Here is a 20,649-nt window from a genome sequence, read left to right as displayed (position 1 = left end):
GGCGGCCCGCGGATCATGTTCGGCGGCGGCGGCGAGAAGCGGACGCTTCGAGCGGTGGCGCGCTACGCGGACATGTGGAATTTCATCGGGGACGCGCAGACGTACGCCCAGAAGCTCGAAACCCTCCGCCGGCACTGCGACGAGGCCTCGCGCGACTACGACGCGATCCTCAAGACCAGGCTGTCCACACTGGTTCTGACCGAAACCGAGGAGCAGACCCGAGCCACGCTCGAGATGCTGGCCCAAGTGGCCGGAGAGCGTGGGGTCGGCGGATTCAACGTGGGAACCGAGAAGGAGATCCTCGGCCAGCTCGAGGAGCTCGAAGGTGTCGGGGTCGAGTACTTCATCTTCAACATGCCACTGTCGACGGCGGAGCAGGTCCGCCGGGTCGGAGAGATGCTCCGCGGCATCTGAGGCGCCTCGCGGTCGAGCCCCGGTTCCTGCCCCGTAGGGGCTCGACGGCCTCGGGGTGGCACACTAGGCCGCGTGACACCGGAACCGACCCGCGATCCGGGCGGCGAGCGACGCCGCGTCACCGTGCTGTTCTGCGATCTCGTCGGCTCGACGCGGCTCTCCGACTCCCTCGACCCCGAGGATTACAGCGACGTCATGCATGCCTACTACGACTCGTGCTCGCGAGTGATCGAGGGGCTTGGGGGATGGCTCGCCGATTACCTCGGCGATGGGCTCGTCGTCTATTTCGGCTATCCCACCATGCACGAGGACGACCCGATCCGGGCGGTCCGTTCCGGACTCGGCCTGATCACCGCCGTATCCGACCTCGGCGCGCAGCTGGCGGCAGAGATCGAGCTGACCTGCAGGGTCGGTATCGAGACGGGGTTGGTTGTTATCGGGGAGGCCGTCGGCGAGTCGCGGGAGCCGATCTGGGCGCTCGGGAGGACGGTGAACCTCGCGGCACGGCTGCAGGCGATCGCCCCGGAAGGGTCCGTGGTGATCGGGGAAGGTACGCGCTCGCTCGTTCAAGGGTGGTTCCATCTCGAGCCGCTCGGCGAGCGATCCTTCAAAGGCATCGCAAAGCCCATCGCGGTCGCCAAGGTTGTAGCCGAGACTGGGGCGAAGGATCGGGTGCGGGCGGCGCTGCCGCTCGGGCTTCCCCCGATGATCGATCGCGAGACCGAGCTTTCGCGTCTCAACGAGGCGTGGGCGCAAGCGGAAGCGGGTCGCGGAACCGCGATCTTGCTCCGGGGTGAGGCCGGGATCGGCAAGAGCCGCATCGCTCTATCCTTGCTCGAGCACGCGCGAGCGTCCGGAGCCGCGGTCGCCGACCTCCACTGCACCATCGAGGACGTCGTGAGCCCGCTGGCTCCGGTGGTCGACTACCTGCAGCGCGAGGCCGGGCTGGACCCGGCCGACGGGCCGGAGCGCCGGCTCCAGCAGGTGCGCGATCACTTGGCCGACACGGGATCCTCTGATCCGGACGCCGCGGCGTTGCTCGCCGAGGTCCTCGTGCCGGAGGCACGGCCGCCGGCGGTCGAGGCGTCCCCGGAGGAGCGGCGCTACCGGGCGATGCATGTCTTGGCCGACACGATGCTGAGCCGCGGTGAGGCGGCGGTCATCGCGGTCGAGGACCTCCACTGGGGCGACCCCTCGACCATCGAGCTCCTCGGGCTGATCGCCGACCGGATCGACTCCAAGCCGGTGCTGCTGGTGCTCACCGCGCGGCCGGAGTTCGAGCCACCCTGGATCGGAGACCACCGGGTGAGCTTCGTCGATGTCGGCAGCCTCGACGCAACGTTCACTGCCGCACTCGCGTCTTCGGTCGCCGGCGCCAACCTGCCGCGGGAAGCGCATGCGCTGATCCACGCTCGCAGCGAAGGCGTTCCGCTGTTCGTCGAGGAGCTGACGCGATCGGTGCTCGACTCCGGGCTTGTGTCGGTCGAAGAAGGTGGCGCCGTGATCCACGGGCGACTGGAGGAAACGGTTCCCGGCACGGTTTACGACCTGCTCGTCGCGCGCATCGGCCGGCTCGGCCGAGACGCGGGCGTCGCGCAGCTCGCCGCGGTACTCGGCCAGGAGTTCAGCGCAGACCTGATACGAGCGGTGGCGCCGGAGGAGCAAGAGCTCGACGCCAAGCTCGCGCGGCTGATCGAAGCGGGAATCGTGCAGCGGCGGGGCGACGGTGGGATCGAGACGTTCCGGTTCTCGCACGCCCTGGTGCGCGACGCCGCGTACGGGCTGCTTCTGAGGAAGCGCCGGCGCGAGCTCCACGGCCGGGTCGCCGACGTCCTGTTGCGAGATTACTCCGAGCTGGTGGAGGCGCGGCCCGAGCTGGCCGCGCCGCACTTCACCGAGTCCGGGCGCGACCAAGAGGCGATCGAGTATTGGCTCAAAGCCGGCGGAAGAGCCGTGGCCCAGTACGCACTCCACGAGGCGATCGACCATTACCAGCGGGCGTTGGAGCTCGTTCGCGCGCTTCCCGGATCGCCGGACCGGGTTCGGCGGGAGATCGAGATCCTGTTCTCTCTCGGACCGCTGATCCAGAATGCCTCCGGCGGCGGGGACCCACGGCTGCGCGTTCTTCACGCACGGATCTCGGAGCTGTCGCACTGGCTCACGAGCGATGCGGAGCGGTTCACCTTCCTCGCCTACGGCTACGCCACCCAGATGGTGCTGGCGAACTACCAAGCCGCACGGCAAACCGCCGCGCTCCTCGTCGACGTGACCGAGGCGGGCCGCTCCAAGAGCCGCGCGCTGGTTGCCCATTGCTTCTACGGAACGACCCTGTTCCAACTCGGAGAGATCGACGAGTCCCGCGCATCGATCGAGCGCTGTATCGCCCTCTACGACCCCGATCGGCATGAGTCGCTGATCAACGTCGCAGCGATCGACCCGGGAGTGGTCGCGTGGGGCTATCGCGCCTGGACCGAGTGGCACCTCGGGCGCGCCGATACGGCGCGGCGTACCGCGTCCGAGCTGCTCGATCTGGTTGCCGCGCACCCGCACCCGTTCCGAACCGCAACTGCCCTGGTCTGGGTCGCCGGCCTTGCGTACCGGCTGCGCGACCCGGAGGAAGTCGCCCGGCATGCCGGAGCCGCGATCGCGATCTCCGCAGAGCGGGGCTACGAAGAGCTGGAGCGGTACGCGACGTGCTTGCGTGGCTGGGCCATCGCGATCGCAGGGGACGCGGATGCGGGGACCGAGACGATCCGACGCGGACTGGCTCTCGTCCCCCACGGCGGCAGCCGCGCGCACACCTCGTGGTACCTGATGATGCTTGCCGAGGCCGAGCGCGCGGCAGGGCGCCCGCTCGAAGCGCTCGACGCCGTGTCGCGCGCGCGGGCGTTCGCCGACGAGACCGGCGAGCGGGTGTTCTTGCCGGAACTGATCCGCGTCGGGTCAGAGCTGCGGAACGAGCTGGGGCTCTCCAGGGTCGACGACACGATCGCCGAGCTCTCGCGCGCCATCGAGGTCGCCCGCGAACAGCCGAGCCTTCCCTTCGAGCTTCGCGCGGCCGCGAGCTTCTACCGTCTCAAGGGAGACGATGCATCCCGCCGCGTGTTGCGTGGATGCCTCGACTCGCTCCCCGAGCCGGTCGAAACGAAGGACCTGATCGAGGCGCGGGCGCTCCTCGGGCGCTAAAGCCTGATCGGCTTCCAGAGCACGACGTCGGTGGCCGGAGAGTAGAACACGAGTGGATCCTCCCCGCCCACCTTCACGCCCATCGCGCTCACGAGATCGGCGCTCCGCAGCTCCATCTGCGCGCGACGGAGGGTCCACGGCGTGTGTTGGATGTCTCCGCGGAAGAGACGGCCGCTTCGCATCGTGCAATACATCGAGTAGCGCTCGGTTAGGAAGTGCTCAATGGTTCCTTCCCCGGGCTCGAAGAGCTCACCGTCGGGACGATATTCCACGTCCAGCTCGGCCTCGCCGCCTGGTCGCACAGACCGGAAACGGAAGGCGTCCGCGCCGCGCTGCATCGAAACGCGCGCGAAGTAGTACGGAAGTTGGAACCCGTATCGGGCGATGGCCACGTTGATGCGGCTCTCGGTGTCGAGGCTCAGGAACCAAACGCCGGGTATGCCGTCGGCGCGGACGTACGTGCGCAGATTCACCTCGGGGAAGGTCGAGATGAACGGCAGGGGCGGTAGCCGGTAGAAATGCGCGTCCTCCATCCACATCGGGACGACGCTGATCCACGCACTTCCTTCCGCGGTGTCGATGTCGAGGCCATCGGGGACCAGGGGGCGGACCGCTTCGACGGAGACCGGCCAATTGCAGAAGAGCAGATCCTCCCAGCGCTGTCCCTGGATCCAGTGTCCCGCGGGTGTGGGTATCGGCGAACGCTCGCGCCGCTCGGCCACCGCACCGTAGCGCTCTTTCGCTACCGTTCGCGTGCTCATCGCCTGCCGACGCGCATCGCGAGACGCCGGGTCATCCCGGGTTCCTTCACGCCTTGGAGCGTCTTGGGGATGTCGAAGTCGGGCCGGTCACCGCCGCGATCGAACGTTGCGTAGGACTGCAGCAGCGCCCGGCTGACCGTCGCCGCGGTCTTGCGGAAGAACCAGGACCGCTGCTGCGTCAGGCCGGCGGCGCCGGCGGCCAGCGAGGCCGAGCGGAAGACGGACCGCGCCTTGCTCGGCGGCGGAACACCCAGATCGTCGGCCACCTCGTCGCCGACGAAGTGGCGGATCATCGTCGGGCCGAAACCGGGGACGAAGCGGCCGGGGAGCGACCGTTCGAGCACCTCGAGCAGCGCGGCCGTCATCTCGCGGCCCTCCGGGCTCGGAGCCCAGTGCCGGGCACGGATCTTTGCCGAGAGGGCGGCCGCATCGGTGGCGTCCCTGGGCAAGAGCTCCTCGCGGATCCCAAGCATCGCCCCCACCACGTTCCACGTGTGAAGGAAGGCCTCGGTCTCCTCGTCGGTCACCGGGACGCCGAGGGTCGCCAGGCCGGTGAGGACCGTCCAGCTGAACGCGGTGAGCGTGCCGGCCAGGTCCTCCTGGTTGATCGGCGCGCCCCACTCGGCCAGCCACCGGGGCCCTTGGGTCGTGTCCGGCGTCCGGAGGATCCGCGGGTCGTTCTCGATCAGATACCGGACGCCGGCGTGCATCAATCGCACTTTGCGAACGGTGCGGTAGCCGCGGGCGCCGGGCTGCATGCCCCCCGGCGCCATGACGTCGAGCACCATCTGGGCGGTCTCGACGACGCGGCGCTTCGTATCGCTCGCCAGCCGCGCCGTGAGCTGAAGCACCTGGACGCCTTTGGCGGCCGCGTAGCACTCCGGAAGCGACGAGCACATCAAGACGAGCGGTACGTAGAGGCCCCACCGGCCGAAGAAGTCCTCGCCGAGGCGCATCAAGTCGGGGTCGGCCCAGTGCGGCAATGGGGGTCGCTCGGCCAGGTATCCGGCGACGGCCGGCGAGCATTCCTCCGGCGGAAGCTCGTGATGCTCGACGAGCTGGCGGAAGAACGCGTGCGGACCGCCGAGCGCAGCGCTTTCGAAGTACGCCTCAACGATCTCGTCCGCTTCCGGATCCTTGATGAGGCGCATCCGGTCGAGAAGCTGATCGCTCCACCGGCTCCCCTCGGCGAGCTCGGGCGCCAGCCACGGGAGCCAGCGCATGCGTCCGTCGGGGTGTGGGTCCGTGAGGAGCCCGTGCGGGTAGCACGGAAGCTTGCGGTCGACGAAGCGCGCGATGTCGGGAAGGCTGAGCGACTTGGAGGCGAACTCGAACAACACGTCGAGGTTGGCGCAGGGTTCCTGATCGATCAGCGCGAGCGCCTCGTCCTCGCTCGAACGCGCGCGCCGCTCGAGCAGGCTTTCCTCGAGCGCGTTGAGCGGATAGGTACGGGGATAGAAATCGGGGATGTCCATGACCACGGGAACGGCCGGTGAGCGCGGGTCGGAGAGGAAGCGGGCGATCAACGGGTCGCCGCCGACGGCGAACGGCTCCCCCTCGGCAAGGGCCTGCGCGTACAGGACGCGCGCGAGTACGAGGTTCATCAAGAATTGCTCCGAAGGGCGCTCGCGGGCGGCCACGTGCGCGGCCTCCGTGTAGCCGGCAAGCACGCTGGAGTTGTGCGCGCGATACCAGGTCACGGGCGACGGAGCGTTGAGGAAGCCCACCCAGAGCGCGACGGCGTCCGTGGACGGATCGCCCGAGCCCTCGTGGGCGATAAGGCTCGCCTCGAGCGCATCGCGGATGATCCGCTCGTTGACGGCACGCCACCACGGCGATCCCGGACGGACGCGGGCGTGCGGCGCGTTGAGCACACCGCGCTCGATCTCCCACCGCATGAACGCCAGCTCGGCGCGACCGTATCCCTCGATCTCGGGGCCGGTCGTGGCGTCGTAGAACGCCTTCGCGAGCCGGTAGCGTTCCTCGGGATCATCGCGGACGACGCTCGTACGCTTCGCCGCTTCGATCGCGAACCTGCTTGCGGTCATGGACATCCCCCGTCCGCGGAGTATTCCATGGGAGCGCGGCCCGGGGAAAGGGCGGTGTGAGGAATCGCTCAGCGGATCAGAAGAAGACGCCGCGGCGATGCATGAGGTTCCGGTACAGGGTCTGCTGGATCGCGTCCCGGACCTGGTCCGTGAGGTTGAAGACGAACATCGGGTCGTTGGCCGCCTCGGCGTCGAACCCGGCGGTCTCGATCGGCTCGCCGTACTCGATGATCCACTTCGACGGCAGCGGGATCGCGCCGAGCAGCCCGAGTGCGGGGAAGAACGGCGTGATCGGGAAGTATGGGAAGCCGAGCAGGCGGGCGAGCGGCTTGATGTCGGCGACGATCGGATAGATCTCCTCAGCGCCCACGATCGACACCGGGATGATCGGTGCGCCGGTGCGCAGCGCGACCTCGACGAATCCCCCGCGTCCGAACCGGCGCAGCTTGTAGCGCTCGCGGAAGGGCTTGCCGATCCCCTTGAACCCTTCCGGGAACACGCCGAGCGCCTCGCCGGCGCGGAGCAGCCGGGTCGAGTCCTCCTCGCACGCGAGCGTGTTGCCACTCTTGCGCCCGATCTCACTAACCACCGGAAGCGTGAAGACGAGGTCGGCGGCGAGGAGCCGGACGTGCCGGCCGGTCGCCTCGTACACGCCGTACTTCATCATCAGCGCGTCCATCGGCACCGTCCCCGAGTGGTTCGCAACCAGCAGGGCTGGCCCGGCGGCGGGGATGTTCTCGACCCCGACCTGGTCCACGCGGAACCAGCGCTCGAAGAGCGGCCGAAAGATCGGAAGGAGGACGTTCTCGGTGAGATCGCGGTCGAAGCCGAAGTCGTCGATTGGATAGTCGCCGGTCAGCCGGCGGCGCGAGAACGCGAGCACGTCGGCGAGCCAGGCCTGGAACGCGGTCGGGGTTTCCCGGGCTTCGCGGGCGGTGTCGTGGTGCCTGCGGCAGTAGCCCGACTCGTCGGCGAGGTTTCGGCACAGCTTCCCGTCGGCGTTGCGGGCCGCGCATCGCGGACGCTCGACGCGGCGGCCTTGCTCGATCGGGACGACGCGACCGTTCGCCATCAGACGCTCTCTTCCGCGGAGACGAACCCGCGCCGCGCGAGGAACTCGTACAGGTCGCGCTCCCACTGCGCGGCCTGCTCGTTCGAGAAGATCTTCGCGATCTTGCGCTTCGCGATGAAGTCCTTGAAGGCCTCTTCGGTCGTGAACTCGGGCGTGTAGCCGAAGCGCTTCTTGAGCCGGTCGACGTCGGCCACGCGCCCGTACAGGAGGAACTTGATCTGATCCGACGAGAAGTCGACGAGGCCGGTCTGCCGTACGGCTGCGGCCACGAGCCCCATGAGCGGCACGAAGACCGGCAGGGCGGCCTTGCCGGCCATACGCACGGCCTTCGACATATAGATGACCCCGTCGCCGGAGGCATTGAAGATGCCGGGGTGGTCGTTACGGGTCGCCTGGTAGAGGATCTCGATCGCGTCCTGCTCGTGCAGGAACTGCATCCGCGGGTCGAACCCGAGCGCCGTCGGAACCACCGGCAGCGAGAAGTAGCGGGTCAGCGGCGTGTCGATCATCGGACCGATGAAGTTGGCGAAGCGCAGGATCGTCAGCCCCACGTCGGGGCGCCGGCGACCGAACGCGCGCGCGTACTCCTCGACCTCGACGGCGTCTTTGGCGTAGCCGGTCCTCGGCTGGGACCGGGGGGACATGTCCTCGGAGAAGACCGCGGGGTCGGTGGGCTCACTCCCGTAGACCGCGGTGGTGGACTTCATGACGACCTTGCGCAGCGACTCGGCCTTCTGGCACGCCGCGAAGAGCTGCATCGTGCCGATGACGTTGATCTCCTTCATCGCCGACCGACCGCCGACCGCGCCGGGCGTCGCGATCACGGACGAGTGAACGACCGTATCGACCTCGGTCGCTTGCAAGACCTTGACGATGAGCGGGTTGCGGATGTCCGCTCGCACGAACTCGGTCCGGGTGAGCTCGACCTGGGGTTCCTCGAGGTCGACGCCGATGATGCTGGCGACATCAGGGTCCTGCTCGAGTCGCTGAGCAAGGCGGCCGCCGAGGAAGCGGGAGATCCCGGTGATGAGGATGCGCTGGCCGGTCAGAAGGACTCCCCTTGAGTGCTTGCGATCAAATCCGATGTCAGGATAGTCGGGCTGGAGGGACGACTCAACCGAGGAGAAGATGGACGGACGAGACCCAGGTTGGAAATCTGTACTGAAGCTCTACGGGCGCGGGCTCTTGCCATGGAATGTGCTCCGTCGCCGCGCTACCGCCGGGCTCACCAGGCTGACGCAGATCCGAGCTATCTGGTTGTCGCTCGTGACCTCGTTGTTCCTCTTCTTCTTCGTCTTGAACTTCCTCATCCCGTGGGAAGGGGATCCCGGGCCCTTTCCCTCGGTCATCGTGCTAATGGGTACCGTTTCGCTCGCCAGCGTTTACTCCCTCAGAAGGCGACCTCTAACCGGCTCCACCAGTGAAACGCTTCTCGAATCGTTCATGCAACGCTTCTTCGTCAGCTTCGCGTTCAGCGAAGCCACCGTGTTGTTTGGCTTCGTCTGCGTTTTTCTACGCGAAGTCCGCTGGCTCTATCTCGTGGGGCTGCCGTTCGGCCTGATCGGTATGACCCTGGGCGGTCCACTGCGAGGAAACATCGAGAACTACGACCGGATGCTTCGGTCAAGGGGAACACCGCTGCGATTGAGTGAATTGCTAACGCAGCCCGTTACGCCGCCTGAGAAGCCGGGGGCTTAGCTCGCGGGTTTCTGAGCGCGGGCGAGGATCACGTGATCTCCGCGGTGCGCCTCCAAGCGTTTCTCGGCGTTGCCGCGATTCACGACGACGGCGATCCGGCGATAGGCATCCTCGAGAACCGCGAGCCTGCCCGCCGCAACTTCCGAGAACGTCGTGCAGTACTGCACGTAGTGGGCCTTGCCGCCGACGCGCAACTCCAGGTCGTCCCCGAGCATGACGCCCACGCCCTCGAGGTCCTCACGATGGACGTTCAGTTGCAGGTTCCCGAAGTGATCCGTTTGCACGACGACCCCGTGGACGTGGTCGTCGTCGACCTTGGCCACGGGAAGCTCGAGCCGGGTCAGCTCGGCGACGTCCAGCGGGGGGCCGACCTCCTCCGGTGGCATGCCCAGGGCGAGGCGTGCCGCGATGGGGGCGAAGATGTCGCGGCCGTGGAACGTCTTGCTCACCGGCATCAGGCAGAGGTCGTCGCGGGTGATCTCGTGCGCCTGGGCGGCACCGCCGAGCGCTTCCGCGGCCAGCCAAAGCAGCCCGTTGTCGGGGCCGACCAACGGCGGGCCGGCGCGCGTCCCGATCACGACCGCTCGTCGCATGGTGCCGACGCCGGGGTCGACGATCGCCAGATGGACGGCCGGCGGCATGTAGCGGACCGCCTGCGCGAGGACGTTCGCGCCGGCGCGCACGTCCTGCGGCGGGAGCGCGTGCGAGATGTCGATGATCTGCACCTCGGACGCAAATCGTTTGATCACGCCGTGGCAGACGCCGACGAACTCGTCTTCCAGCCCGTAGTCGCTCGTGAAGGTGACGAAGCGGAACGAGAGCGTCATCGCATCACTCCCGGTAGGTGATGAGGAAATCCATGATCAGGTCGGTGACCCGCTGCCTGCTCGCTTCCTCGGTCAGCAGATCCGTTCCGTGCGCCGCGCTGCCGTCGATCACCTGGAGGCGCTTCTGCGCGGGGGCGAGGGCAGCGAATTGCTGAGCGGCTTCGGTGTAACGTTTATCGTCGTTCTCCCCGACGATGAATAGCGAAGGCTCGTCGAGCATCCCGACGGCCTCGCTCGCGTCGAGCCGGTCGATCGACATCGGTGCCGAGATCGCGACGACCCCCTCGAGCTCCTGTCCGGCCGCGACCACGAGGGCCGCCGTGCCTCCCATGCTCGCACCGATCACGAAGATCTTCGAGACCCCCAGCGCGCGGAGCCTCTCCACCGCAGCCCCGAGGTCGAGCGCTGCGAGGGAGGGGTTGCGCTCCCCTCCGGAGATGCCGTGACCGCGGAAGTCGAACGTGAGCACGTGGAAGTCTCGCTCAACGAGCTCCTCGACGAACAGGATCCAGGAATCCTGGGTCGATCCCAGCATGTGCGCCAGTACGACCCCGACCGGGCCTTCGCCGCGCTCGAAACCGTGGAGCTGGATGATCTGGGCGCTGCCGGACTCGGCGGGTGCCGGGATGGTGATCTCGGAGCCGACGATCCGGCGCGGTTCGTCGTTGCTGCAGGCCGAGGGCAGGAGGACGACGACGATCCCGAGCGAAACGGCGATCGTTCGACGGAGTGGCACCCGTGAGGGTAGCCGCGGGCGCGGCTAAGTCTTCTGACGCCGCTGCCAGCGCGTCTTCTTCAGCAGCTTCTTGTGCTTGTGCTTGCGCATCTTCTTGCGGCGTTTCTTGATGATCGAGCCCATTTTTTCCTTCGTCGGGGGTCCCGCGGATGCTAGCAGGAAACCTAATCCGAGACGAACAGCTCCCGGAGATCGATCCGATGCGTGTCGAAATCGGCCGTCACCTTGGTCGAGCCGACACGCAGCGCCTTCGCCCCTTCGGCGACCGTCGAGATCATCTTCAGCCCGTCCTCGCGGTACTCGAGGATCCCAAGCCCCATGCACGTGCCCTTCCCGTCCTCCATGCCCACCAGGAGCCCATCGAGCTTGGCCGGGTCGACGTCGGGCGGGAGCTGCGGCAGGAACACGCTCGACTTCACCTTCCAGCGGTGAACCGGCGGCTCGAAGAACGCCTTGAGCTTCTCGCGCCGGTTGGCGATCCGTTCGTCGACGTTGGTGATGCGGACCCCGTCGGGGATCGGCATGCACTCGACCTCGACCGGCATAGTGCGTCGCACGATCCCGAGGATCGGCTCGAGCTCCTCGCCGCGCTGGAAGCCGATCACCCAGTCGGGCCGAAGCGCTTCCAGCTTGTGGAACTTGAGGATCTGACCGAGCGTGCCACCGATGAGACCCGTCGTGTCGACCAGGATCACCTCGGCGCCGGCGCGGCGCGCCTCTTCGGTCAGCTTCGACGAGCCGACGACCAGCGGCAGCAGGTGCCCCTGCGGGCTGGTGTCGCCGACGAAGTAGATCTGATCGGGGCGGGACAGCCCCTCGGAGGTGAGGTCGGAGTCCTCGCGGATGTACTTCAGCCCGATCGTGGTCGGCGGACCCACGGTCGTCTGGCCGACGTCGGTATCTACATAGGCGACGGTCCGCCCGACGCGGACGGCGACGGCAGCGACCATCTTGCAGAAGGTCGTCTTTCCCGAGTCCATGCCGCCGAGGGCGACGGCGGTTCCGCCCTTCTCGACGACGCGCGCGATGAGGGTTTCGTAGGCATCCATTGAACTCGCCTCACGGTCATGAATCTCCAGCCATCAGTGGAGGCGGCCGAGAGGCCCGCGGGTCGGATGCCGCACCGGGTCGGGTGCGTTGCGCGGTGTATCGCTATCTCAGACGGCAGTCACGTAGCTCGCATCGAGGTAGGACTCGACGTCTTCTTCCCGGACCCGGAATGCTCGGCCGATCCGGACGGCAGGAAGCTTCCCCGCCCGGATCAGACGGTAGACGGTCATCTTTGAAACCCGCATGCGCTCAGCGACCTCTAGGGCGGTAAGAAATCGGGGGCCGCTGGGCGAGGAAGACCTCGCCAACCGTTCTCCTTCCGCTTACGTGCAGGCATGGTAACACCCGCATTGCTTGGGGAGAAAGGGAAGTTGTGCCGTTAGTGCCGTATCGTCCGGACGAGTACCTCGGTCAGAGGCTGATACAGGGCGGGCGAGACGTTATCGTCCAGCGGCACGAGGACCTCGATCTTTCGCCGGGCCTTGGCGACGGCAAGGGCCGGGTCATTGACGTCATTGAAGCCGATCACCTCGAAGCCACGCTCGATGGCCGCGCCGGCGAAGCCGTGGTCGGCCATGATCAGATCCGGAGGCTCGCTCGTCTCGAGCAGGTTCTCCATCGGTTCCCCGGAGTGCGTGTGCAGCAGCGCCGCGCCGTCGGAGAGGACCCCGACCCCGTCGAGGTAGAAGACCCGCAGCCGCCGGCCACGATGGTCGTGCCCGAACTTGACCCCCTCGGCCGGGGTCAGCACCTTGCAGCCGGATTCCGCCAGTGTCCTGGAGACCGCCATGTACAGGGGCAGCGGCCCGGTCGGATGGCCGGTGCAGAGCAGCACCCGCTCCCCCCGGCGCGCGGCCTCGCGCAGCCGGGCGGCCATCGCTTCGAGCTCGTCGAGGGTCCGGTTGGGGTCGATGTAGCCGGGCCCGTCGCGCTCGGTCAGGTCGGCGGAGCAGCCGCACAGTGCCGCGACCGCGTCCATGACCTCTTGCGCCTCGAGGCCGTCGTAGGAGAAGCCGAGCATCTTGTCGGGGTCGCCGGCCGCCAGCAGCTCGGCGTTGCGAACGGCGTTCGAGCGTGGGGTCTTGGTGGGGCCGGCCACCAGGGTGGTGACCAGATATTCGCGAAGCCGGGCGCGGTCGTCTTCTGAGAGGATCGGGGGCATCGACCTCAGTGTACCGGCGGGCTCAGTCTTGCTCTCGGGCGACCTGGATGATCATGAACCCGGCGCGCATCACCCGGACGCGGTCCCCGGCCTTCAGTCCCGTGGCGACCGATTCCGAGCCGAGTCGGGCGTCTTCCGTGCGCTCGTCGTCGAACGTGATGGCGAGGTCGTAGTAGATGACGCCGTGGAGATCGAAGGCGCGCACTCCTTGGATGGTCCCGATCTCGTCGCCGAACATCAGACGAGCCCGTGGTAGCCGAAGATGGCCGAGGCGGTCCGCTCGGCTGCCGCGCGCGCCTCTTCCCGCGCCTGCACGAGGCGGCCCTCGGGAGCGCGAACCTCGGGATCCGACAAGGTGCTTGGAAGCTCGGGCGGCGCTCCGTGCTCGAGCGCGAGCTCGCGCCACGCCTCGGGAAGCCGGTCGTCGAGCTCCGCGCCGATGATCTCGGCAGCGTAGATCGTCCACGCGCGGGGGACGACGGTGTAGATCTGGTAGCCCCCGCCTCCGAGCGCTAGCCAACGGCCGCCGGTAACGCGGTGGGCCAGCCGGTGGAGCGTCGTTGCGATCCAGCGATAGGTGTCCGTTATGAGCGCGAGGTGGGCGAGCGGGTCGGTCGCGTGTGTGTCGCAGCCGAGCTGCGTCACGAGGATCGACGGCTTGAACGACTCGACGAGCGGCGGAACGATGCGCTCGAACGCTGCGCGATAGCCATCGTGATCCGTCAGCGGCGGCAGCGCGACGTTGACCTTCGTGCCTTCGGCCGGACCCGTTCCGATCTCCTTCGGGAAGCCGGTTCCGGGGAACAGGTACTCGCCGGACTCGTGCAGCGAGATCGTCATCACCTCCGGATCGTCGTAGAAGATGAATTGCGGGCCGTCGCCGTGGTGAACGTCCACATCGATGTAGACCACCCGCTCGCCGAGGCCGGTAAGCCGGCGGATCGCGATGGCGGGGTCGTCGTAGATGCAGAACCCGCTCGCGCGGTCGGGCATCGCGTGATGGAGGCCGCCGGCCGGGTTGAACGCGTGCTCGACTGCACCGGAGGCGACCTGCTCGGCGGCCACGAGTGACGCACCGGCGACGAGCGCGCTGGCGTCGTGCATGCCGCGGAACGCCGGGTTGTCGCCGATCCCGATCCCCCAGCCGTAGTTGCCGTACGGATCCGTCGCGGCCCGGCCGATACGCTCGACCGCATCGATGTACGCGGGCGAATGGACGAGCTCGAGCTCGTCTCGCCTCGCGCTTCGCGGCTTCACCACCTCCACGTTCGACAGGTCGAGCAACCCGTACGCGCGGGCCAGCTCCACGGTGAGCTTCACCCGGATCGGCTTGAGTGGGTGCTGGGGCCCGAAGTCGTACGCGACCAGCGCCTCGTCCCAGGTGATCGCGACCCGACGGCTCATGGGTGCACCTTCGTCGAGAGCACGGCTGACATGGCTGACATGTCAGCCATGTCAGCCACCCCTCCGAGCGGCCCTCGGTCCGACCTTGCGCAGCGCGAAGCGCTTGACACGCTCCGCGAGCTCCGTCGGCCGGTCGACGGGGATGTCGTGGATCGAGGTGACCCATTCGATCTTCACGCGCGGGTTCGAGCGACGGATCTCTGCGACGGCACGCTTCTTCATCTCGTAGAAGTCGCGCTCCTCGTCCGTGACGTGCCTGCGCGGGCGAGCGCAGTACATCAAAGTCGGCATCGTGATCCGGGCCAGCAGCTCTTTCGGCCTCTGCCGATACATCGCGCGCAGGATCTTCATGTGGTTCGCCCGCGAAAGGCACGGCTTCACGTGACCCTTCTTGTCGATGAAGAAGAGCGAACGCGCGATGTGCTCCATCTTGGGCGACCAGCGCCGGCCGACCTGACGGCGAACCATCGCCAAGATCTCGTCGATATGCACGCCGGCGAGCGGGGGCGGCGCGGCCGCGACGCGCGCCTCCTCCCAGGACATGATCTCGGACATCGACCCCATGCCACCGTCGACGCACACCACACCGGCCACCGCTTTCGGATGCCGGTCGGCGTACTCGATGCTCACGTTCGCGCCGTAGGAATGGCCGGCGACCAGCGGCCGCTTCGCCCCGACCGCTCTCGCGACGGCAGCCAGGTCGTCGCAAACCTCGTCGAAGGAGTAGTTCGAGGGCCGCGACGATTCACCGTGCCCGCGGTGGTCGTAGGTCGTCACGCGAAAATCGCGCTCCAGCAACGGCACCACGAGGTCCCAGATGTGCTGCGTCGATGCGAGCCCATGGATCAGGATGACATGGGGGCCGCGGTTGCCGAAAGAGCGCGCGGCGAGCCGAACGGTTCCTCGACGCACGGTGAGCTCGCGCACGCGGATGATCAGTCGATGCCCTGCGACTTCTGGAGCTTCCCCGAGTAGTCGACGCTGACGGCCTTCCACTCCGTGAACTCGTCGAGCGCGACCGGGCCGGCCTCGCGGTGCCCGTTGCCGGTCGACTTCATCCCGCCGAAGGGAAGCTGCACCTCGGCGCCGATCGTCGGCGCGTTGATGTAGACCACGCCGAACTCGAGCTTCTCGATCGCCTTGAACGTGTTGTTGATGTCGTGCGTGTAGATCGAGGCCGACAGCCCGTACTGGACCGAGTTCGCGACCTCGATCGCCTCATCGACGCTTCCGATCTCCATGAGACCGGTCACGGGACCGAAGATCTCTTCCTGCGCGATCCGCATGTTCGGCGTCATACCGCCGAAGATGGTCGGCGCGATGAAGTTGCCCTTCGCGTACGGGCCGTCGTCCAGCGCATGCCCACCGGTCAGCATCTTGGCCCCCTCCGACTGGCCGATCTCGATGTAGGAGAGTACGCGCTCCTTCTGTTTCTCGTTGATCACCGCCGCAAGGTCGGTCGACGGGTCGGTGCCGGGCCCGACTTTGTACTGCTGAACGCGGTTGACGAGCCGGTCCGAGAACTCGTCGTAGATCGAGCTGTGTATCGCCATGCGGCTCGTCGCCGTGCAGCGCTGGCCGCTGGTCGCGAACGCGCCCCACGCGCCGGCCTCGACGGCCAGGTCGAGGTCCGCGTCGGGCATGACGATCAGGATGTTCTTCGAGCCGAGCTCGAGCGAGCAGCGCTTCATCATCCGGCCGCACTTCTCGTTGATCTGACGTCCGACGTCCAGCGAGCCGGTGAACGAGATGCAGCGCACCCCGGCGTGATCGACGAGCGCGGCGCCGGCTTCCTCGCCGAGGCCGGTCACGAAGTTCAAGACGCCCGGCGGGATCCCGACCTCCTCGAACATCTGCACGAGCTTGAGCGCGAGCAGCGGCGTGTCCTCGGCCGGCTTGAAGACGACGGTGTTGCCGGCGATGAGCGCCGGGAACAGCTTCCACGTCGGGATGGCTATCGGGAAGTTCCACGGAGTGATGAGGCCGGCGACGCCGATCGGATGGCGGACGGTCATCGAGAACTTGTTGGGGAGCTCGGACTTGGTGGTGACGCCGAACATCCGGCGCCCTTCCCCCGCCATGTAGACGGCGAAGTCGATGCCTTCCTGGATGTCGGCGCGGCTCTCGCGGAGCGTCTTGCCCATCTCGCGGGACATCAGGTGCGCGAGCTCCTCCTTCCGCTGTTCGAGGAGGAGCCCGACGCGATAGACGTAGTCGGCGCGCTTCGGCGCAGGGGTCTCGAGCCATCCCGGATAGGCGGCCTTCGCCGCCCCGACGGCTTCGTCGATGTCGACCGCGTCTCCGGCCGCGAAGGTCGCGATGAGGTCGTCGCGGTCGGCGGGGTTGCGATCCTCGAACAGCTCGCCCGAGTGGCCGGTCATCCACTCGCCGCCGGCCAGGATGTCCGGAAACTCTTCTGCCATCTCGCCCTCCGTCAGCTCGTCAGAGGGCTCATCGTAGCCCGGCGCTACGGGAGGGGACGAGCCGCCGGTCTTTGAGCGGGACGATCCGTGACGGAAGGCGGCCCGCCGACGAGCTTCGCCATCCGGACGGCGTCGATGTACTCGTCGGGGAACTTGACGGCGAGCCGCTCGACGCCTTCATCTGCGTAACCCATGCGCTCGTACAAGGCGCGCGCACGCGCGTTGTTGTCGAAGACACGGAGCTGGATCCGCTCCACGCCGACCTCGGCGGCCCACACTTCGAGCGCGTCGAGCATCGCGCGGCCGACCCCGATCCCGCGGAACGCTTTGCCGACGGTGATGCCGAACTCCGCGACGTGGCGTTCGCGCGGGCGCTTGCCGCGCTCGGCACCGAGGCTCGAGCAAACCTTTCGTTCCACCTCGGCCACCAGCCAGACGCCGTCGGGCTCCCAACCCCTCCGGTGCTTGCGCCACTGCCGGGGGGACCAGAACTCTTCGGGCGAGGTCATCAGGGTTCGCGGCCGCTCGTTGGTCGCCTCCCACACCACCGCCAAGCACGCCTTGGCGTCCTTGGGCAGAGCCGGCCGCACGACGCCCGCCCTCCCATCCTTGGTGGTGAATGCGTAGCGCTGCATGGGGAAAGGCTACCCCCGCACGGCTGGCGGACGCGACGGGTTTCTCCGGCGGCTATTCCTCGGGGCCGGTGGCGAGCGCTCGTGCCCGGTCGCAGGCCGCGTTGATGGCGTTCAGGAACGCCGCGCGGACGCCGGCGTTCTCGAGCTCGCGGATCGCCGAGATCGTCGTGCCGCCGGGAGAGGTGACCAACTCGCGCAGCTCCACCGGATGCATCTTCGTCTCGCGCAGCAGCTTCGCCGAGCCAAGCATGGTCTGCACGATCAGCTCCGTCGCGACGTCGCGCGACAGCCCGAGGAGGATGCACGCGTCGATCATCGCCTCGGCGAGCAGCGCGAAGTACGCGGGCCCCGAGCCGCTCGTCGCGGTGACGGCATCGAGATGTTTCTCGGCGAGCCGCACCACGCGGCCGACATGCGAAAGGATCTCCTCGGCGATGGCGAGGTGTTTCTCGTCGGCGTGGGCGCCGGCCGCGATCGCGCTCATGGCTTCGTCGACGAGCACCGGCACGTTCGACATCACGCGAACGACCGGCACCTCGACGGTGAGGCGCCGCTCGATGAACCCGGTGGGGATACCGGCGGCGATCGAGATCAGAAGGTTGTCGATCCGAACGGCCGGGGCGATCTGGGAGACCAGCGCCTCCATGTCCTGGGGCTTCACCGCGATCAGCGCGATGTCGGCCTCGCGAATGGCTGCTTGGTTGTCGAGCGTGACGGCGACGCCGTACCGCTCGGCCAGATCGCGGCCGCGCTCCTCGCGGCGCACGGTTACCACGACGTCTCGCGGGCTGCGCCAGCCGGAGCGGAGCAGGCCGGACATGAGGGCCTCGCCCATCTTGCCGCCGCCCAGGATCGCAAGCTTGCCGTCCATCTCGGTGATGGTACCGCACGGTGCGCTCGCCGATAGGCTGATGGACATGGATCGGATCGCGATGAATCGGAAAGGTTGGAACTATCGCGCCGGGCGATACCAGCGCGCGATCGGCGGCGCCGAGGCCTACGGCGAACTCAGCTGGGGCCCGAACCGGTTCTCTGAGGACGAGCTCGGGGTGCTCGGCGACGTTCGCAGAAAGGACGTGTTGGAGGTCGGTTGCGGAGCGGCCCAGTTCGGCATCGAGCTCGCGAAGCGCGGGGCGAAGATGACCGGGATCGACCTGTCGGCGCAGCAGCTCCGTCACGCACGAGACAACATCCGGCGAGCCGGCGTCGGCTACACGCTCGTGCGGGGGAACGCCGAAGACCTGTCTCGGTTCCGGGGAAGGTCGTTCGACATCGTCGTGAGCGACTTCGCGGTGGGCTTCATCGACATAGAGAAGCTGTTGCCGGAGGTGGCCCGGGTCCTGCGGCCCGGCGGCTTCTGCGCGTTCTCGTGGCAGTCACCGATCATGGATTGCATGACGTTCGAGGGAGAAGCCCCACTGCTGCGGTTCGTGCGTCCCTACTTCGACCGCAAGCCGTTCGTCGACAAGGGCGTGGATCCCACCTACGAGTTCAAGCGGACCTACGGCGATTGGGTACGGGCTTTCGCGCGAGCGGGACTCGTGCTAGAGGACCTCGTGGAACCCCAGACGCCGAAGGGCGGCACACACTGGGATTGGCCGCAGTTCCGCTGGCGGCGCACGAGCGTGATACCGGGGACCTGCATCTGGAAAGCGCGCAAGCCGGGTCGACCCACTACCCGCTCAAGAGCTGGCGCAAGAAGAACTTGATGTTTGCCGGGCGCTCGGCCAGCCGGCGCATGAAGTAGGGGTACCACTCGCTTCCGAAGGGCACGTAGACGCGAACCCGGTAGCCCTGCTCGACGAGTTGCTCCTGTAAGTCGCGCCGCACGCCGAGCAGCATCTGGAACTCGAACGTCTGTGGGTCGCGGCCGAGCCGCTCGACGTGGCGCAACGCGAACCGGACCAGCCGCTCGTCGTGCGTGGCGATCATCGGATAGACGTTCGCCTCGAGCAGGCGCACCAGCAGCCGGGCGTACGCCGCGTCGACGTCTTGTCGTCGTTGGTATGCGATGCGCTTGTGCTCCCGGTACGCGCCCTTGCACAACCGGATCTGCACACCGGACTGGTTGAGACGGTCGACGTCGGCGACCGTTCGATAGAGGTATGTCTGAACCGCCACCCCGATACGTTCCGGATAGCGATGAGCGAGCCGGAGCGCCGTGTCGATGGTCCGGTCGGTGTAGCGATGGTCCTCCATGTCGAGGGTGAGCGTGCTGCCCGCTTCCGCTGCCCTCGCCGCGACCACGGCCGCATTGCCGAGGGCGAACTCCTCGTCGATATCGAGCCCCATCTGGGTCAGCTTCGCCGAGATGTTCGCGCGCAGTCCTGCCGCCTCGATCCGGTCGATCGCCTCTAGGTACACCTTCGTTGCCGCCTGGGCAGTCGCGGCGTCCGTGACGTTCTCCCCCAGATAGTCGATCGAGGCGGTCATGCGCCGCTCGTTCAGGGCCTTCACGACCTTGAGTGCGTCCTCGAGGTCCTCGCCGGCGACGAACCGCAACGCCACGCGCCGGCCGGCTCCCCCGGTGACCAGCCGCTTGACCAAAGGCCGGTTGGCAACCGCGAGGATGACGCTCCGCAGGCCGTTCATTCGACGACCACGCCGGCGGCTCGCATCTCATCCAAGGCTCGCTCGCCGTCGCCGGGCTCGAGGTCGACGGCGCGGACGCCCTCGCGCGGGACGATCGTCGTGTAGCCGCCGGCCACCGCGTCGAGCGCGGTCGCCTTGACGCAGTAGTCGGTGGCGAGGCCGACGACGACAAGAACGCGGACCCGTCGTTCACGGAGGAGCCGGTCGAGCTGCGTCGCCGAGCGATCACCGGTCCTCGGGTCGGCGACCGTGAACCCCGAATAGCCGTCCTCGCCCGCGGTGCCCTTTCGAACGACCGGTCCCTCGACCGTGAGCTCGGGGTGGAACTCGGCGCCCCAGGTGTCGCGGACGCAGTGCACCGGCCAGACGCCGCCGTCTTTCGCGAAGTGCGGCGTGGCGGCCGGGTGCCAATCCTGCGTGTAGACCACGAAAGCCCCGGCGGCGCGGGCCCGCAGGATCGCGTCGTTCACGAGCGGAACGACCTTCTCGCCTTCGGGGACGTAGAGGCCGCCGGTCGGGTCGGCGAAGTCGTTCTGCACATCGGTGACGCACAAGGCCGCCCTGGGGTCGTAGGTCGCCACCGGGAACGCCTCCCTCGCATGAAGAGGAGCCGAGGTCATGCTAGCAGCGAAGAGCCCCCC

Annotated in this window: 22 protein-coding genes; 4 read left to right on the top strand and 18 right to left on the bottom strand. The window is 67.7% G+C overall.

Going from position 1 to position 20,649, the window contains the following annotated elements; all coding sequences use genetic code 11:
- Window positions 1–414, top strand: a 414-nt coding sequence (locus WEB06_15685; protein ID MEX2557054.1) for a hypothetical protein, incomplete at its 5' end; no start/stop codon positions are given.
- A gap of 72 nt (window positions 415–486) precedes the next feature.
- Window positions 487–3,600 (top strand): AAA family ATPase, encoded by a 3,114-nt coding sequence (locus tag WEB06_15680; protein ID MEX2557053.1) that lies wholly within the window; start codon window positions 487–489, stop codon window positions 3,598–3,600.
- Here the strand turns inward: WEB06_15680 and WEB06_15675 are convergent.
- The 4 genes from WEB06_15675 to WEB06_15660 form a co-directional block, all read right to left on the bottom strand.
- The gene (locus WEB06_15675; protein ID MEX2557052.1) at window positions 3,597–4,361 is read right to left on the bottom strand and encodes a DUF2071 domain-containing protein; all 765 of its coding nucleotides are present in this window, start codon (window positions 4,359–4,361) and stop codon (window positions 3,597–3,599) included. The genes WEB06_15680 and WEB06_15675 overlap by 4 nt on opposite strands.
- Entirely contained in the window at window positions 4,358–6,409 is a 2,052-nt protein-coding gene (locus WEB06_15670) for an oxygenase MpaB family protein (GenBank protein ID MEX2557051.1), read from the bottom strand. The genes WEB06_15675 and WEB06_15670 overlap by 4 nt, the downstream gene beginning before the upstream one ends.
- Window positions 6,410–6,485: 76 nt before the next feature.
- On the bottom strand, window positions 6,486–7,481 hold the full coding sequence (locus WEB06_15665) for a 1-acyl-sn-glycerol-3-phosphate acyltransferase (GenBank protein ID MEX2557050.1): 996 nt from the start codon (window positions 7,479–7,481) through the stop codon (window positions 6,486–6,488).
- On the bottom strand, window positions 7,481–8,500 hold the full coding sequence (locus WEB06_15660) for an NAD-dependent epimerase/dehydratase family protein (protein ID MEX2557049.1): 1,020 nt from the start codon (window positions 8,498–8,500) through the stop codon (window positions 7,481–7,483). The genes WEB06_15665 and WEB06_15660 overlap by 1 nt, the downstream gene beginning before the upstream one ends.
- A gap of 109 nt (window positions 8,501–8,609) precedes the next feature.
- Here WEB06_15660 and WEB06_15655 point away from each other — a divergent pair, with 109 nt between their 5' ends.
- Window positions 8,610–9,179, top strand: coding sequence for a hypothetical protein (locus WEB06_15655; protein ID MEX2557048.1), 570 nt, complete (start codon window positions 8,610–8,612; stop codon window positions 9,177–9,179).
- Here WEB06_15655 and WEB06_15650 read toward each other — a convergent pair.
- The 12 genes from WEB06_15650 to proC all read right to left on the bottom strand — a co-directional run bounded on the left by WEB06_15650 (window position 9,176) and on the right by proC (window position 18,287).
- Complete coding sequence (locus tag WEB06_15650; protein ID MEX2557047.1) at window positions 9,176–10,006, bottom strand: SAM-dependent chlorinase/fluorinase; 831 nt, start codon at window positions 10,004–10,006, stop codon at window positions 9,176–9,178. The genes WEB06_15655 and WEB06_15650 overlap by 4 nt on opposite strands.
- Window positions 10,007–10,010: 4 nt before the next feature.
- The gene (locus tag WEB06_15645) at window positions 10,011–10,742 is read right to left on the bottom strand and encodes an alpha/beta fold hydrolase (GenBank protein ID MEX2557046.1); all 732 of its coding nucleotides are present in this window, start codon (window positions 10,740–10,742) and stop codon (window positions 10,011–10,013) included.
- 24 nt (window positions 10,743–10,766) lie between these two features.
- Complete coding sequence (locus WEB06_15640) at window positions 10,767–10,865, bottom strand: AURKAIP1/COX24 domain-containing protein (GenBank protein MEX2557045.1); 99 nt, start codon at window positions 10,863–10,865, stop codon at window positions 10,767–10,769.
- 41 nt (window positions 10,866–10,906) lie between these two features.
- The gene (locus WEB06_15635) at window positions 10,907–11,791 is read right to left on the bottom strand and encodes a polynucleotide 5'-hydroxyl-kinase (protein MEX2557044.1); all 885 of its coding nucleotides are present in this window, start codon (window positions 11,789–11,791) and stop codon (window positions 10,907–10,909) included.
- A gap of 108 nt (window positions 11,792–11,899) precedes the next feature.
- Window positions 11,900–12,100 (bottom strand): helix-turn-helix domain-containing protein, encoded by a 201-nt coding sequence (locus WEB06_15630; protein ID MEX2557043.1) that lies wholly within the window; start codon window positions 12,098–12,100, stop codon window positions 11,900–11,902.
- Window positions 12,101–12,171: 71 nt separating this feature from the next.
- Window positions 12,172–12,954 carry a phosphatase gene (locus tag WEB06_15625; protein MEX2557042.1) on the bottom strand — a complete coding sequence of 261 codons (783 nt, stop codon included), beginning with the start codon at window positions 12,952–12,954 and terminating at the stop codon, window positions 12,172–12,174.
- A 22-nt stretch (window positions 12,955–12,976) separates the two neighbouring features.
- Window positions 12,977–13,192 (bottom strand): hypothetical protein, encoded by a 216-nt coding sequence (locus WEB06_15620; protein ID MEX2557041.1) that lies wholly within the window; start codon window positions 13,190–13,192, stop codon window positions 12,977–12,979.
- A complete protein-coding gene (locus tag WEB06_15615) occupies window positions 13,192–14,358 on the bottom strand; it encodes an acetoin utilization protein AcuC (protein ID MEX2557040.1) in 1,167 nt (388 codons plus the stop codon). Before WEB06_15615 ends, WEB06_15620 begins: the two co-directional genes overlap by 1 nt.
- 51 nt (window positions 14,359–14,409) lie before the next feature.
- Window positions 14,410–15,285 carry an alpha/beta hydrolase gene (locus WEB06_15610; GenBank protein ID MEX2557039.1) on the bottom strand — a complete coding sequence of 292 codons (876 nt, stop codon included), beginning with the start codon at window positions 15,283–15,285 and terminating at the stop codon, window positions 14,410–14,412.
- An 8-nt stretch (window positions 15,286–15,293) separates the two neighbouring features.
- A complete protein-coding gene (locus WEB06_15605; GenBank protein MEX2557038.1) occupies window positions 15,294–16,781 on the bottom strand; it encodes an aldehyde dehydrogenase family protein in 1,488 nt (495 codons plus the stop codon).
- A gap of 44 nt (window positions 16,782–16,825) precedes the next feature.
- Window positions 16,826–17,416 carry a GNAT family protein gene (locus WEB06_15600; GenBank protein ID MEX2557037.1) on the bottom strand — a complete coding sequence of 197 codons (591 nt, stop codon included), beginning with the start codon at window positions 17,414–17,416 and terminating at the stop codon, window positions 16,826–16,828.
- Between the two features lie 52 nt (window positions 17,417–17,468).
- Complete coding sequence (gene proC, locus WEB06_15595; protein MEX2557036.1) at window positions 17,469–18,287, bottom strand: pyrroline-5-carboxylate reductase; 819 nt, start codon at window positions 18,285–18,287, stop codon at window positions 17,469–17,471.
- A gap of 46 nt (window positions 18,288–18,333) precedes the next feature.
- Here proC and WEB06_15590 point away from each other — a divergent pair, with 46 nt between their 5' ends.
- Window positions 18,334–19,125, top strand: a complete 792-nt coding sequence (locus WEB06_15590) for a class I SAM-dependent methyltransferase (GenBank protein MEX2557035.1) — start codon at window positions 18,334–18,336, stop codon at window positions 19,123–19,125.
- Here WEB06_15590 and WEB06_15585 read toward each other — a convergent pair.
- Window positions 19,091–20,008: a proline dehydrogenase family protein gene (locus WEB06_15585; GenBank protein ID MEX2557034.1), complete on the bottom strand. Its 918-nt coding sequence runs from the start codon at window positions 20,006–20,008 to the stop codon at window positions 19,091–19,093. The two genes, WEB06_15590 and WEB06_15585, sit on opposite strands and share 35 nt — an antisense overlap.
- Window positions 20,005–20,649, bottom strand: a 645-nt coding sequence (locus tag WEB06_15580) for an isochorismatase family protein (GenBank protein MEX2557033.1), incomplete at its 5' end; no start/stop codon positions are given. The genes WEB06_15585 and WEB06_15580, both read right to left, overlap by 4 nt.

This window comes from Actinomycetota bacterium (genome assembly GCA_040905475.1).
In the GTDB taxonomy this organism is placed as follows: Bacteria; Actinomycetota; AC-67; order AC-67; family AC-67; genus DATFGK01.
This window is presented reverse-complemented; position numbering and strand designations above follow the sequence as displayed.

What these genes read in the sequence shown, in the direction of transcription:
- WEB06_15675 (MEX2557052.1), bottom strand. Translation starts at nt 4,361, where the DNA reads ATGAGCACGCGAACGGTAGCGAAAGAGCGCTACGGTGCGGTGGCCGAG.
- WEB06_15670 (MEX2557051.1), bottom strand. Translation starts at nt 6,409, where the DNA reads ATGACCGCAAGCAGGTTCGCGATCGAAGCGGCGAAGCGTACGAGCGTC.
- WEB06_15665 (MEX2557050.1), bottom strand. Translation starts at nt 7,481, where the DNA reads ATGGCGAACGGTCGCGTCGTCCCGATCGAGCAAGGCCGCCGCGTCGAG.
- WEB06_15655 (MEX2557048.1), top strand. Translation starts at nt 8,610, where the DNA reads ATGGACGGACGAGACCCAGGTTGGAAATCTGTACTGAAGCTCTACGGG.
- WEB06_15650 (MEX2557047.1), bottom strand. Translation starts at nt 10,006, where the DNA reads ATGACGCTCTCGTTCCGCTTCGTCACCTTCACGAGCGACTACGGGCTG.
- WEB06_15640 (MEX2557045.1), bottom strand. Translation starts at nt 10,865, where the DNA reads ATGGGCTCGATCATCAAGAAACGCCGCAAGAAGATGCGCAAGCACAAG.
- WEB06_15635 (MEX2557044.1), bottom strand. Translation starts at nt 11,791, where the DNA reads ATGGATGCCTACGAAACCCTCATCGCGCGCGTCGTCGAGAAGGGCGGA.
- WEB06_15625 (MEX2557042.1), bottom strand. Translation starts at nt 12,954, where the DNA reads ATGCCCCCGATCCTCTCAGAAGACGACCGCGCCCGGCTTCGCGAATAT.
- WEB06_15620 (MEX2557041.1), bottom strand. Translation starts at nt 13,192, where the DNA reads ATGTTCGGCGACGAGATCGGGACCATCCAAGGAGTGCGCGCCTTCGAT.
- WEB06_15615 (MEX2557040.1), bottom strand. Translation starts at nt 14,358, where the DNA reads ATGAGCCGTCGGGTCGCGATCACCTGGGACGAGGCGCTGGTCGCGTAC.
- WEB06_15605 (MEX2557038.1), bottom strand. Translation starts at nt 16,781, where the DNA reads ATGGCAGAAGAGTTTCCGGACATCCTGGCCGGCGGCGAGTGGATGACC.
- WEB06_15600 (MEX2557037.1), bottom strand. Translation starts at nt 17,416, where the DNA reads ATGCAGCGCTACGCATTCACCACCAAGGATGGGAGGGCGGGCGTCGTG.
- proC (MEX2557036.1), bottom strand. Translation starts at nt 18,287, where the DNA reads ATGGACGGCAAGCTTGCGATCCTGGGCGGCGGCAAGATGGGCGAGGCC.
- WEB06_15590 (MEX2557035.1), top strand. Translation starts at nt 18,334, where the DNA reads ATGGATCGGATCGCGATGAATCGGAAAGGTTGGAACTATCGCGCCGGG.
- WEB06_15585 (MEX2557034.1), bottom strand. Translation starts at nt 20,008, where the DNA reads ATGAACGGCCTGCGGAGCGTCATCCTCGCGGTTGCCAACCGGCCTTTG.